The sequence below is a fragment of the Uliginosibacterium sp. H1 genome (assembly GCF_036017065.1).
Classification (GTDB): Bacteria; Pseudomonadota; Gammaproteobacteria; order Burkholderiales; family Rhodocyclaceae; genus Uliginosibacterium.
The window spans coordinates 1,338,537-1,350,665 of the sequence record NZ_JAYXHR010000002.1 but is presented as its reverse complement, the minus strand read 5'-3'; the positions used below and the strand labels follow the sequence as shown (position 1 = coordinate 1,350,665).

The following is a 12,129-nucleotide window of genomic DNA, read 5'->3' as shown; positions in this document are numbered from 1 at the left end:
CCCTTGCCCCAGCAGCCTTCCCTCTCCCCGAGCTTTTCCCTGCGCGTTTTCCCGCGCCTCTCCCCTTTCCTCGCCCCGCTCCTCTCCCCTGTCATCGCGGCCCTCGCTACCGCCTGCCTGCTGCTCGCGGTCGGCAGCAGCACGGCACACGCGGAACTGCCCGCCGAACTGGCACGCAGCGCCAATGCCGCCGGCATTCCGGAGAGCGCCATCACGGTGTGGATCGCGCCGGCACAGGGTGGCACCGCCAGCCTGCAGCACAACGCCATCCAGCCCTTCAACCCGGCCTCGCTCATCAAGCTGCTGACGACCCAGGCCGGGCTGGAAATGCTGGGGCCCAACTGGCGCTGGCAGACCACCGCCAGGCTGGGCGCGCCGCTGCAGGACGGCGTATTGCGCGGCCCCCTGCATGTCATCGCCAGCGGCGACCCGACGCTCACCTGGGACCGGCTCGGCGCCTGGCTGCGCGACTGGCGCGCGCGCGGCCTGCGCGACATCCGTGGCGACATCGTCATCGACGCGGGCCGCTTCACCGCGCCTCCGCGACCTTCCACGCTGGCCGACGACGACGGTGCCCAGCGCGCCTACAACGCACAGCCCAGCGCGCTGCTGGCCAACTTCAACGCGCTGAGCGTGCGCCTGGCACCGGCCGCGAACGGCATCGATGCGGTCAGCCTGGTGCCGTCGGCCAACCTGCGCATCGTCAATCGCCTGCGCGCGGTGCCCGGCCCGTGCCCGGACTGGCGCGGACGCATGGACACGCCCCTGACGGCCGACTCGCGCGGACTGCAACTGGTGCTCGACGGACAGATGCCTGCGTCATGTGGCGAACGCATCCTCAACCTCGCCGTGCCGGAGGGCCTGCAATGGCCGGAGGGCATCGTCCGCCAGCTGTGGCAGGAGATGGGCGGCAACTGGCAGGGACGCCTGCGCGAAGGTCCCGCCCCGCTCGACGCCGCGGTTTTCTCCGCATGGGATTCGCCGCCGCTGGCCGAGGCGGTGCGCGACATCAACAAGTTTTCCAACAACGTGATGGCGCGCGCGCTGTACCTCAGCCTGGGCGGCGGCAACACCACCGACGCCGGCACCACGCTGCGCACCTGGCTGAAGGCGCAGGGCATGGACTTCCCGGAACTGGTGCTGGAGAATGGCGCCGGCCTGTCGCGGCAGGAGCGCATCAGCGCAGCGCATCTGGGCGCCCTGCTGCAGCACGCCTTCGGCAGCCCGCGCATGCCGGAGCTGATGGCCTCACTCCCGGTCGCCGGCCTTGACGGCACGGCGCGCCGCCGCTTCGACGGCCGTCCCGACAGCGGTCGCGCCTACCTGAAGTCCGGCTCGCTGCGCGACGTGGCCGGCCTCGCCGGCTATGTGCTGGACGACAGCGGCCGCTGGCAGGCGCTGGTGGTGATCATCAACCAGCCCAACGTCGGCAACGTGGATGCGCTGCTGCAACTGGCAGTCAGGACTGCGGCCGCGCGCCGGCCATGATCCGCAAGCTGGTCGTCGACCACCGCCTGCTTTCCCTGCGCGGACGCATGACCGTGCGCGAGCAAAGCGACCGGCTGGTCTATGAAGCCGCCGCCAGCGGGCTGCTCTTTCCCACCTGGCATGTCGCCTGGTTCGGCCAGCCGGTGGCGACGATCCGCCGCCGCTACCTGTCGCTGTCGCCTGCATGGGCGCTGCGCTACGCGGAGACCACCGCCCTGGTGCGCCTGCGCCGCCTCGCCCCCGGCAGCCACTTCGAAGTGTGCGGCGGCCCGCATGACGGCGCCGGGCTGCGCCGCCAGTTCGGCAGCGATGCCTTCCACCTGGTCCATCGCGACGAGACCCTGGCGCTGGCCCGCCATGCGCGGACAGGACTGTGGCCACCCGGCCTGGAGGTGGAGATCTTCGACGCATCCCCCACCGACGAACTGTTCGCCGTGCTGATGATGATCGTGGCCCGGCTCGACATGGTGCGCGGCCCCATGAAGCAATGAACCGCGCGTTGTGTATTTCGTGGTGGCATTGCTTGTGACATCTGCTTCCGCGTAGGTCACGGCCGACACACGGTTCAGCGCGCACCGACGGGCCATCACCCCGACCCCGACTATCTTGAAGACACGGGGCTGTCCCTCGCCCCGATCAGAAGGAGAAGAAGGTCATGGACGAGCAACTGCAAAAGGCCTATGAGCAATGGAACCAGTCCGTCGAGGACTATCGCCACCAGCTTGAGCGCACCGTCGCCGAGCAATGCGTCACCGGCCTGTTCGCCGCATCACGCGATCTCGAGATCGCCTACCTCACCCTGCAGGCACGGCTGAAGGAGGTGGAGCGCCGACGGGCTTCCAGCGAAGAACTGCCCGCGCTCTGCATCGCCGCCTGAGTTTCGCCGCCAGGGCCGCCGGATGAATCTGGTGGCCCTCGCCGGTCAGAGCCCCAGCTCCGACCACATGGCATCCACCCGCTGTTTCACCGCCTCGTCCATCACGATGGGGCGACCCCACTCGCGGTCGGTTTCGCCCGGCCACTTGTTGGTGGCATCGATGCCCATCTTGCTGCCCAAGCCGGACTTGGGGCTGGCGAAATCCAGGTAGTCGATCGGGGTGTCATCGACCATCAGCGTGTCGCGACGCGCGTCGACGCGGGTGGTCATCGCCCAGATGACCTCCTTCCAGTCGCGGACGTTCACGTCCTCGTCCACCACGATAATGATCTTGGTGTACATGAACTGGCGCAGGAAACTCCACACGCCGAACATCACCCGCTTGGCATGTCCCGGGTACTGCTTGCGCATGCTCACCACCGCGAGGCGGTAGCTGCAGCCTTCGGGCGGCAGGTAGAAGTCGGTGATCTCGGTGAACTGCCGCTGCAGCAGTGGCACGAACACCTCGTTGAGCGCGAGGCCCAGCATCGCGGGCTCGTCCGGCGGCTTGCCGGTATAGGTGCTGTGATAGATGGGGTTGCGGCGCATGGTGATGCGCTCGATGGTGAACACCGGAAACTCGGCCACCTCGTTGTAGTAGCCGGTGTGGTCGCCATAGGGTCCTTCGGCCGCCATGTCGTCCGGGTGGATCACCCCTTCCAGCACGATTTCCGCACGGGCCGGCACCTGCAGGTCGGAGCCGATGCACTTCGCCAGCTCGGTCTTGCCACCGCGCAGCAGGCCAGCGAACTGGTACTCGGACAGCGTGTCCGGCACCGGCGTCACGGCGCCGAGGATGGTCGCCGGATCGCAGCCCAGCACGACGGCCACGGGAAACGGCTTGCCCGGGTTCTTCTGCTGGAAGTCGCGGAAATCCAGCGCACCACCACGATGTGCCAGCCAGCGCATGATCACGCGGTTCGGCCCCAGCACCTGCTGGCGATAGATGCCAAGGTTCTGGCGCTTCTTCGCCGGCCCGCGCGTGACGACCAGCCCCCAGGTGATCAGCGGCGCCACGTCGCCCGGCCAGCAGTGCTGGATGGGCAGGCGCGACAGGTCCACATCCTTGCCCTCCCATACGATCTGCTGGCAGGGCGCGGAGGAAACCTCCTTCGGCGCCATGTCGAGCACGCGACGGAAGATCGGCAGCTTCTCCCAGGCATCACGCAAGCCCTTCGGCGGTTCCGGCTCGCGCAGGAAGGCGAGCAGGCGGCCGATTTCGCGCAGCGCGTTGCTCCAGTCGTTGCCGCTTTCGCCCATGCCGCGCGCGACCCGCTCCGGCGTGCCGAACAGGTTGCCCAGCACGGGGATGTCGTGGCCCTTCGGCTTCTCGAAGAGGATGGCCGGACCACCCGCGCGCAGCACGCGATCGCAGATCTCCGTCATCTCCAGGTGCGGATCGACTTCGGTGCGCACGCGCTTCAGCTCGCCCTGCGCTTCCAGTTGCGCGATGAAATCGCGGAGGTCCTTGTACTTCATTGCGGTCGCGGCTTCTTGCGGTAGTTCATGAGGGTATTGACCAGGGTGGCGTTGGCCATGAGGTTCACGTCGTAAGCACCGATCTTCGTGGAGGCGCCCGAACAGGTCTTGTTGCGCTCATCCGCCGGTGCGCGACGCAGGCCATTGACGAGGGACGCCGACGCCTGTCGCAGGATGCCGGCCAGCGCCTGGCGTTCCCGCGTATCCAGATTGTCCTGCTGGATTTCCTTGGCCTTGGCGATCAGCGCCGAGTGTCGTTCCATCCACTGCTGATGAGCGCGCGAAATCGCGTCATTGGTGGCTGGCACTTCGCGTCGGCAGAACTGCAGCACCGCGTCCATCGCCAGTTCGTGTCCGGTGACGATGCCGGCAGCTTTCACCGGATCGTCCTCGTCACGACGCTGGCGGCCGCTGACGCCGTCCACCTGCTTCGTCGGCGTGCTGTCCTGCACGGGCGGCCGGTCGCTATAGGTCACCTTGCCGTCCGGTCCGACCGATTTGTAGACCGTGGACAGCGCCGTAGTGGACGCGAACAGCACAAGCATCAAGGCCAGTACTCGCAGCATTGCGCCTGCCTCCTCCGTCAGAAACCGAAGCCGTGCAAGGGCGCCAGCAAGGGCACGCCGCTATGCAGGGCGTAGTCGGCCAGCAAGCCGAAGAAGACGGCAGCGCCGAACCAGTTGTTGTGCAGGAAGGCGCGGAAGCAGCGCTCACGGTCACGGTTGCGGATCAGCGTGTAGTGGTAGCCCGCGATCCCTGCCGCGACGACGAGGCCCGCGTAGTAATACGGCCCGCGCGCCAGCAGGTGGCCCACCCAGGCCAGCAATGCCAGCGCTATGGCGTAGCAGCCCATCACCGCCGCCACGTCGCGCTGGCCGAAGGTGATGGCGGCGGTCTGGATGCCGATCTTCACGTCGTCTTCCCGGTCCACCATGGCGTACTCGGTGTCGTAAGCGATGCACCAGAAGATGTTGGCCAGCAGCATCAGCCAAGCCACCGGCGGCACCGCGAACTGCTGCGCAGCGAATGCCATGGGAATACCGAAACCGAAGGCGATGCCGAGGTAGGCCTGCGGGATGGCGAGGAAGCGCTTGGTGAAGGGATAGCTACCGGCAAGCAGAAGCGCCGGCACCGACAGCACCCACACCAGCTTGTGCAGCGGCAGGATGAGGCAGAACGCCGCCAGCGACAGCGCCGCGGCCAGCAGCAGCGCCTCGCGCGAGCTCACCTCGCCGGTAACCAGCGGTCGCGCCCGGGTGCGCTCGACATGGCCGTCGAAATCACGGTCGGCCCAGTCGTTGACGATGCAGCCGGCCGAGCGCATCAGCACCGTACCCAGCGTGAAGATCCACACCACCAGCAGGCTGGGCGTGCCACCTGCGGACGCCCATACCGCCCACAGGGTGGGCCACAGCAACAGCAGGATGCCGATGGGCTTGTCCAGCCGCATCAGGCGCTCGTAGACCGTCAGGCGCTGGGTGAGGCTGAGCTTGGACGCGGACATGGTTGGGCGTGGGAGTGACGTCAGGGCTGGGCCGGAAGATCGAGGATGGCGGACAGGAATATCTCGCAGACGACGAGGGCCCGGCCCTGCCGTTCGAACCGCGAGCGGCGTGCCCACAGGGCCGGCGGCTGCTTCGAGCCGGCCGCAGCGATGGCGCGATGATAGCGCGCGTCCCGGCGGTCCAGCCGGTGCACCGCCAGCGGGCTGCGGGCGATCAGGGGATCGGAAAACAGCGCCGCTCCCAGCGGACGGCTGCCGATGCCGGCGAACATCATCCAGGCGCCGCGCACCGCGGTGCGCGGCAGGATCGACCTTGCATAGACCACCGGCACGCCGTCGGCGCACAGCAGGATCTCGCGCAACCAGGCGCGGCGGCCGGGCCGCACGCCGGCGAGCAGCGCTTCGTCATGGCGCGGCACGGCCAGGCGCTGCGACAGCAGGCGCACGCTGACGCGGCCGCAACGTGCGGCGATGCGGGCGGTGAGGGATCCGGCGTCGGTCAGCCAGGGATGCAGGGCGTGCTGGGGCGGGAAGGGCGGGCGCCGTTGCCAGCGTTCGACGAAGGCGGAACTCACGTGCTACCGGTCGGAGGAAGGAGTTGGACAAAGAAGGACAATGAAGCCCGGAACACGCCGGCGCCGGGGCTGCCATCACGCTGGCCGGCATACGCCGGAGCGTCGCAGCGAGCGTTGCGCATGATAGCCCGGTTGGGCCGGATGGCCGTCAGTCCGTCGTGCCTCAAGTCCGTCGCGGGCTCCGCCGATGATGGCAACACAAGCCCGCAGCACACACCCACACAACGACGGAGATCGGCCATGACGCCCATGGAAAGGCTTTTCGCCAGCATTCCCAACCTGCCCAGCATGCCCAAGGTGGTGCAGGAGATGATCGCCAGCCTGGAGGACGAGGACGCCGACATCGGCGGTCTGGTGAAGCAGTTGCGCCAGGACCAGTCCCTGTCGGCGCGCGTGCTGCGGCTGGCCAATTCCAGTTACTACGGCGCCAGCCACAAGGTGGGCGCCATCGACGACGCGGTGACGGTGATCGGCCTCAACGCGCTGCGCACCATCGTCATCGCCTCCGGCGTCACCGGCGCCTTCACCAAGGTACCGGGGATCGACCTGCAGGCTTTCTGGCGGCACGGCATGGTCACGGCAGGTGTCGCCCGCCAGCTCGGCAGGATGGCCGGGCTGAGCGGCGAGTTCGCCTACACGGCGGGCCTGATGCATCGCCTGGGCGTGCTGCTCATCGACCTGGCGTTTCCGGAGAAGGGGCGCCAGATTGCGGCGGACTGCAAGGACCTGAGCATCGCCGAACTGGCCGCCATCGAGCAGCTTCACCTGCAGACCGACCACACGGAGGTGGGCGCGGAGCTGGCCCGGCTCTGGCATTTCCCGGCGGTGATCCAGAGCGCGCTGCGCTGGTACGCCGACCCGTTGCACGACGTGGCCAGCCCGCATGCCTCCGTGGTGCATATCGCGGCGCAGATCGCCTTCGGCCTGGAACATGAAGACGCGGCGGACAAGATCATCGCCGACCTGTCGCCAGCGGTGCTGGAGCGCGTGGTCCTGGACAAGGACCGGCTGGCAGAAGTCATCGACAACAGCCGCGAGCTGCTGGCCAGCGCCAACCAGATGCTGGCCTGACGACCGTCGCATCGGCCCCATGAACGAACGAGGCTCGCCGCGGCGAGCCTCGTTGTTTTCAGGCGTGCTTTCCGGTGCGAACCGGCTTGCGGTGGTTCAGGCCACCAGGCTGGTCGCCTCGTCCAGGCCCAGCACGATGTTCATGCACTGGATGGCCGCGCCGGACGCGCCCTTGCCGAGGTTGTCCAGGCGCACGCAGACCTGCGCCTGCTCGGCATGGCCGAACACGAAGATCTCCGCGCGGTTGGTGCCATTGCAATCGGTCGCCGGCAGGAAGCCACCGTCCAGCACGCTGTCGTCGCCGAAGGGCATCACCTTCACGAAGGTCTGACCGGCGTAGTGATCCGCCAGCACGGCGTGGATGGCACGCGCGTCCTGCTTGCCCGGCAGCAGACGGGGCAACAGCGGCACGGTGACCAGCATGCCCTGCGCGAAGGGGCCGACGATGGGGTTGAACAGCGGCTTGTTCTGCAGGCCGGACAGCGCAGCCATCTCGGGCAGATGCTTGTGGGCCAGACCCAGCGCGTACTGGCGCGGGCTGAGCATGCTGTCAGGCAGCTTGTTGCCACCCTCGGCCGGCTCTTCGTAGGTGGCGATCATCTCCTTGCCACCGCCGGTGTAACCCGTCACCGAATGACAGGTCGCCGGGTAGTCCGCCGGCACCACGCCGGCCGCCACCAGCGGCGCCACGGCCAGGATGAAACCGCTGGCGTGACAACCCGGCACGGCGACCTTCTGCGCACCTTCCAGCGCCTTGCGATGCGCGGCCGAGATTTCCGGCAGGCCATACACCCAGCCGGCTGCGACACGGTGCGCGGTGCTGGCATCCAGCACACGGGTGCGGCTGTTGTCCGGCGCCAGCAGCGCAACGGACTCCTTCGCCGCGGCGTCCGGCAGGCACAGGAACACGACGTCGGCGGCGTTGATGTATTCCGCCTTGGCCTTCGGGTCCTTGCGGGCGGCGTCGGGAATCGTCATCACCTCGACATCGCTGCGCGTGGCGAGGCGCTCGTCGATCTTGAGACCGGTGGTACCGGAACGGCCGTCGATGAAAACCTTGTACGTCATGGAAACACCTTAAAGGGGTGAAGAGTGAAATGTGAAACGTGAAATGCGGGGCGCCGCGCAAGGGCACCTTTCACTTTTCACCTTTCACTTTTCACCTTTCACGCATGTCACAGGTTGAGCATCAGCTCGCGTTCAGTGGGCGACGGCTCGAAGCCGCGCTGTTCGTAGTGCTTGAAGATCGCCTCGACGATCTTCTCCGGCTCGTCGATCACCTGGATGAGGTTCAGGTCCTTCTCGCCGATCATGCCTTCGCTGAGCAGGGTGGTCTTGAACCAGTCCAGCAGGCCCGCCCAGAAATCCTTGCACACCAGGATGACGGGGATCTTGCGGCCCTTACCGGTCTGGATCAGGGTCAGCGCCTCCATGATCTCGTCCAGCGTACCGAAGCCGCCCGGCATCACCACGTAGGCCTGCGCGAAGCGTACGAACATCACCTTGCGCGGGAAGAAATGGCGGAAGGTCTGCGACACGTCCTGGTAGGGGTTGCCGCTCTGCTCGAAGGGCAACTGGATGTTCAACCCCACCGACGGGCTCTTGCCGTAGAAGGCACCTTTGTTGGCCGCTTCCATGATGCCGGGGCCGCCGCCGGAGATGACCGAGAAGCCTGCGTCGGAAAGTAGACGCGCGATCTTCTCGGTAAGTTCGTAGTACGGGTGGTCCGGCTTGGTACGCGCGGAGCCGAAGATGCTGACGGCCGGGCGGATCGGCTTGAGGCGCTCGGAGGCCTCGACGAACTCCGACATGATGCCGAAGATGCGCCAGGCTTCGCGCGCCTGGTCATGCACGTCGCCGATGGAAGGGGCACGGAAAGGGGGCAGCTTGTCTTTTGCGCTCATGGAGTTTGCGAGGGAGGCTGGTTGCGGCGGACGCGCCGCGAGAGGTCGCGGTGGCGCGCGGCTACGCGGGGTCGGGTTTATAAACAGCCCTGATGCTACGCCGCAGCACCCTGCGGGACAAGGCAAGGGACCGGGAACACGAACCTGCGATAATCGCCGGGTTTCCGCAGGCCGCGCCTTCACAGGCCTTGCCCCTTCCTCATCCAGCGCCCGCCCCCGCCATGCCCATCCTGCTGCTCGTAGACGGCTCCAGCTACCTCTACCGCGCCTTTCATGCCCTGCCCGACCTGCGCAACAAGGCGGGAGAGCCCACCGGCGCACTGCGCGGCGTGCTCAGCATGCTGCGCCCGCTGCGCGAACAGACCGGCGCGACACACGCCGCCTGCGTGTTCGACGCCAAGGGCAAGACCTTCCGCGACGACTGGTACCCGGAATACAAGGCGCATCGCCCGCCGATGCCGGACGACCTGCGCCTGCAGGTGGAGCCGATCTGCAAGGGTGCGCAGGCGCTGGGCTGGCCGATCATCGTGCAGGACGGCGTGGAGGCCGACGACGTCATAGGCACCCTGGCGCGCCAGGCCGTGGAGCGCGGCTTCGAGGTCGTCATCTCGACCGGCGACAAGGACATGGCGCAGCTGGTGCAGCCGGGCGTCAAGCTCATCAATACCATGACCAGCGAGACGCTGGACGAAGCCGGTGTGATGGAAAAGTTCGGCGTGCCGCCGAGCCGCATCGTCGACTACCTGACCTTGGTGGGCGACAGCGTCGACAACGTGCCCGGCGTCGAGAAGTGCGGCCCCAAGACCGCCGTGAAATGGCTGGCGGAATACGGCGACCTCGACAACATCGTGGCCCACGCGGCCGACATCAAGGGCGTGGTGGGCGAGAACCTGCGCCGCGCGCTGGGCTTCCTGCCGCTGGGCCGCAAGCTCGTGACCATCGCCACCGACGTGGCTTTGCCGGAGCCGCTGGAATCGCTGACCTGGCGCGAGCCGGACACCGGCACACTGATCGAGCAATTCGCCCGCTGGGAATTCAAGACCTGGCTGCGTGAGCTGAAAGGCGAGGACAGCCCGGCCGACTCCGCAGCCGCTGCCGTGAGCGCCCGCGTCACCGACCTGTCCGCCGTGACACTGGCCGGCGCGCGTGAAGAAAGCATTGAGCGCATCGAGGGCACCGCCCACCGCGACAACTACGAGTGCATCCTCACCGAAGACCAGTTGAACCGCTGGCTGGTCATTCTCGATGCCGCGACGCTGACCGCCTTCGACACCGAGACCGACAGCCTGGACCCGATGAAGGCACGCATCGTCGGCATGAGCTTCTGCGTGCAGGAAGGCGAAGCCGCCTACCTGCCGCTGGCGCACACCTACCCTGGCGCGCCCGACCAGTTGCCCTTCGATGCCACGCTGGCGCGCCTCAAGCCCTGGCTGGAAGATGCCAGCAAGCCCAAGCTCGGCCAGAACCTGAAATACGACATGCACGTGCTGGCCAACCACGGCATCCGCTTCCGCGGCGTGGTGCACGACACCCTGCTGGAATCCGCCGCCTACGAGAGCGACAAGGGCCACGACCTCGACCAGCTCGCCAGCCGCTACACCGGCCTGCAGACGCTGAGCTTCACCGACGTGTGCGGCAAGGGCGCCAAGCAGATCGGCTTCAACGAAGTGGAACTGCAACTGGCCACGCACTACTCGGCGGAGGACGCCGACGTCACCTTGCGTGTGCACAACGTGCTGTGGCCGCGCATCGAGAACGACGCCTCGCTGCTGCGCGTGTATCGCGACATCGAGCTACCGGTGCAGGAGGTGCTGTGGGCGATGGAGCGCGAGGGCGTGCTGATCGACAGTACCCTGCTCGCCCAGCAGAGCGATGAACTCGGCCGCAAGATGCTGGACCTGGAACAGCAGGCCTACACCGCCGCCGGCCAGCCCTTCAACCTCAACAGCCCCAAGCAGCTCGGCGAAATCCTCTTCGAGCGCCAGAAGCTGCCGGTAGTGAAGAAGACCCCCAGCGGCGCGCCCAGCACCGACGAAGAAGTGCTGACCCAGCTCGCGCTGGACTACCCGCTACCCAAGCTGCTGCTGGAATACCGCAGCTTCGCCAAGCTGAAGAGCACCTACACCGACAAGCTGCCGCGCAGCGTGAATCCGCAGACCGGCCGGGTGCACACCAGCTTCTCGCAGACTGGCGCGATCACCGGCCGCCTGGCCAGCACCGACCCGAACCTGCAGAACATCCCGATCCGCACGCCGGAAGGCCGCCGCATCCGCGCCGCCTTCATCGCCGCGCCCAGCAAGCGCATCGTGTCGGCCGACTATTCGCAGATCGAGCTGCGCATCATGGCCCACCTGTCCGGCGACGAGCGCCTGCTGCAGGCCTTCGCCGCCGGCGAGGACGTGCACCGCGCCACCGCCGCCGAGGTGTTCGGCGTGACGCCGGCCGAGGTCAGCAGCGACCAGCGTCGCTACGCCAAGACCATCAATTTCGGCCTGATCTACGGCATGAGCGCGCACGGGCTGGCCAAGGCGCTGGAAATCGAACGCGGCGCGGCCCAGGGCTGGATCGACCGCTATTTCGCCCGCTACCCCGGCGTCGCCACCTACATGGAAGACACCCGCCGCAGCGCACGCGACAAGGGCTACGTGGAAACGGTGTTCGGCCGCCGCCTGTGGCTGCCGGAGATCAAGAGCAGCAACGTCGGTCGGCGCCAGGGCGCCGAGCGTGCGGCGATCAATGCGCCGATGCAGGGCACGGCGGCCGATCTGGTCAAAATGGCCATGCGCCACGTCTACGACTGGATCCGCGAGGAAAACCTCGCCAGCCGCCTGCTGCTGCAGGTGCACGACGAACTGATCCTGGAAGTCCCCGACGCGGAGCTGGAGCACGTGAAAAATGTCCTGCCGCAGCGCATGTCGGGCGTGGCCGAACTGAAGGTGCCGTTGCTGGCCGAAGTAGGGAGCGGAGACAGCTGGGATCAGGCACACTGAACACCACAATTAAGGCGCGCCCGCGGCAAAGCTGCACTCCGACTGGATTACCGGCTGGCGCTGCCGTAAACCCTGTAGCACCCCGCCGCATCGGCCTGGCCGGAAAACGAGTGCCGACAAGGGTTTTGCGAAAGTTCGCAGTCCCAACTAACGTGAAATGCTGCCGCCTTGGTGCGGGGCACAATCACTATAATCCCCGGAC

At 67.2% G+C, this 12,129-nt stretch carries 11 protein-coding genes; 5 read left to right on the top strand and 6 right to left on the bottom strand.

The window, feature by feature from the left end; all coding sequences use genetic code 11:
• The first annotated feature begins 3 nt into the window (after positions 1 to 3).
• The 3 genes from dacB to VVD47_RS15730 all read left to right on the top strand — a co-directional run bounded on the left by dacB (position 4) and on the right by VVD47_RS15730 (position 2,365).
• Positions 4 to 1,488, top strand: coding sequence for a D-alanyl-D-alanine carboxypeptidase/D-alanyl-D-alanine endopeptidase (dacB, locus tag VVD47_RS15740; RefSeq protein ID WP_327604439.1), 1,485 nt, complete (start codon positions 4 to 6; stop codon positions 1,486 to 1,488).
• The gene (locus tag VVD47_RS15735; protein ID WP_327604438.1) at positions 1,485 to 1,979 is read left to right on the top strand and encodes a hypothetical protein; all 495 of its coding nucleotides are present in this window, start codon (positions 1,485 to 1,487) and stop codon (positions 1,977 to 1,979) included. Before dacB ends, VVD47_RS15735 begins: the two co-directional genes overlap by 4 nt.
• 164 nt (positions 1,980 to 2,143) lie before the next feature.
• The gene (locus tag VVD47_RS15730) at positions 2,144 to 2,365 is read left to right on the top strand and encodes a hypothetical protein (protein ID WP_327604437.1); all 222 of its coding nucleotides are present in this window, start codon (positions 2,144 to 2,146) and stop codon (positions 2,363 to 2,365) included.
• A gap of 45 nt (positions 2,366 to 2,410) precedes the next feature.
• Here VVD47_RS15730 and ubiD read toward each other — a convergent pair whose 3' ends face one another.
• The 4 genes from ubiD to VVD47_RS15710 are packed head-to-tail and all read right to left on the bottom strand — an operon-like array spanning position 2,411 to position 5,962.
• On the bottom strand, positions 2,411 to 3,883 hold the full coding sequence (ubiD, locus tag VVD47_RS15725) for a 4-hydroxy-3-polyprenylbenzoate decarboxylase (protein WP_327604436.1): 1,473 nt from the start codon (positions 3,881 to 3,883) through the stop codon (positions 2,411 to 2,413).
• Positions 3,880 to 4,449: a DUF4124 domain-containing protein gene (locus tag VVD47_RS15720; RefSeq protein WP_327604435.1), complete on the bottom strand. Its 570-nt coding sequence runs from the start codon at positions 4,447 to 4,449 to the stop codon at positions 3,880 to 3,882. The genes ubiD and VVD47_RS15720 overlap by 4 nt, the downstream gene beginning before the upstream one ends.
• 17 nt (positions 4,450 to 4,466) lie before the next feature.
• On the bottom strand, positions 4,467 to 5,387 hold the full coding sequence (gene ubiA, locus VVD47_RS15715) for a 4-hydroxybenzoate octaprenyltransferase (protein ID WP_327604434.1): 921 nt from the start codon (positions 5,385 to 5,387) through the stop codon (positions 4,467 to 4,469).
• 20 nt (positions 5,388 to 5,407) lie between these two features.
• Positions 5,408 to 5,962 carry a chorismate--pyruvate lyase family protein gene (locus VVD47_RS15710; RefSeq protein ID WP_327604433.1) on the bottom strand — a complete coding sequence of 185 codons (555 nt, stop codon included), beginning with the start codon at positions 5,960 to 5,962 and terminating at the stop codon, positions 5,408 to 5,410.
• 240 nt (positions 5,963 to 6,202) lie between these two features.
• Here VVD47_RS15710 and VVD47_RS15705 point away from each other — a divergent pair, with 240 nt between their 5' ends.
• Entirely contained in the window at positions 6,203 to 7,033 is an 831-nt protein-coding gene (locus VVD47_RS15705) for an HDOD domain-containing protein (RefSeq protein WP_327604432.1), read from the top strand.
• A gap of 96 nt (positions 7,034 to 7,129) precedes the next feature.
• Here VVD47_RS15705 and argC read toward each other — a convergent pair whose 3' ends face one another.
• Entirely contained in the window at positions 7,130 to 8,101 is a 972-nt protein-coding gene (gene argC / locus VVD47_RS15700) for an N-acetyl-gamma-glutamyl-phosphate reductase (protein ID WP_327604431.1), read from the bottom strand.
• A gap of 107 nt (positions 8,102 to 8,208) precedes the next feature.
• Positions 8,209 to 8,937 (bottom strand): TIGR00730 family Rossman fold protein, encoded by a 729-nt coding sequence (locus tag VVD47_RS15695; protein ID WP_327604430.1) that lies wholly within the window; start codon positions 8,935 to 8,937, stop codon positions 8,209 to 8,211.
• A gap of 221 nt (positions 8,938 to 9,158) precedes the next feature.
• On the opposite strand from VVD47_RS15695, the gene polA reads away from it, so the two are divergent.
• Complete coding sequence (polA, locus tag VVD47_RS15690; RefSeq protein ID WP_327604429.1) at positions 9,159 to 11,927, top strand: DNA polymerase I; 2,769 nt, start codon at positions 9,159 to 9,161, stop codon at positions 11,925 to 11,927.
• Positions 11,928 to 12,129 lie beyond the last annotated feature (202 nt).

What these genes read in the sequence shown, in the direction of transcription:
- VVD47_RS15735 (WP_327604438.1), top strand. Translation starts at nt 1,485, where the DNA reads ATGATCCGCAAGCTGGTCGTCGACCACCGCCTGCTTTCCCTGCGCGGA.
- VVD47_RS15730 (WP_327604437.1), top strand. Translation starts at nt 2,144, where the DNA reads ATGGACGAGCAACTGCAAAAGGCCTATGAGCAATGGAACCAGTCCGTC.
- ubiD (WP_327604436.1), bottom strand. Translation starts at nt 3,883, where the DNA reads ATGAAGTACAAGGACCTCCGCGATTTCATCGCGCAACTGGAAGCGCAG.
- VVD47_RS15720 (WP_327604435.1), bottom strand. Translation starts at nt 4,449, where the DNA reads ATGCTGCGAGTACTGGCCTTGATGCTTGTGCTGTTCGCGTCCACTACG.
- ubiA (WP_327604434.1), bottom strand. Translation starts at nt 5,387, where the DNA reads ATGTCCGCGTCCAAGCTCAGCCTCACCCAGCGCCTGACGGTCTACGAG.
- VVD47_RS15705 (WP_327604432.1), top strand. Translation starts at nt 6,203, where the DNA reads ATGACGCCCATGGAAAGGCTTTTCGCCAGCATTCCCAACCTGCCCAGC.
- argC (WP_327604431.1), bottom strand. Translation starts at nt 8,101, where the DNA reads ATGACGTACAAGGTTTTCATCGACGGCCGTTCCGGTACCACCGGTCTC.
- VVD47_RS15695 (WP_327604430.1), bottom strand. Translation starts at nt 8,937, where the DNA reads ATGAGCGCAAAAGACAAGCTGCCCCCTTTCCGTGCCCCTTCCATCGGC.
- polA (WP_327604429.1), top strand. Translation starts at nt 9,159, where the DNA reads ATGCCCATCCTGCTGCTCGTAGACGGCTCCAGCTACCTCTACCGCGCC.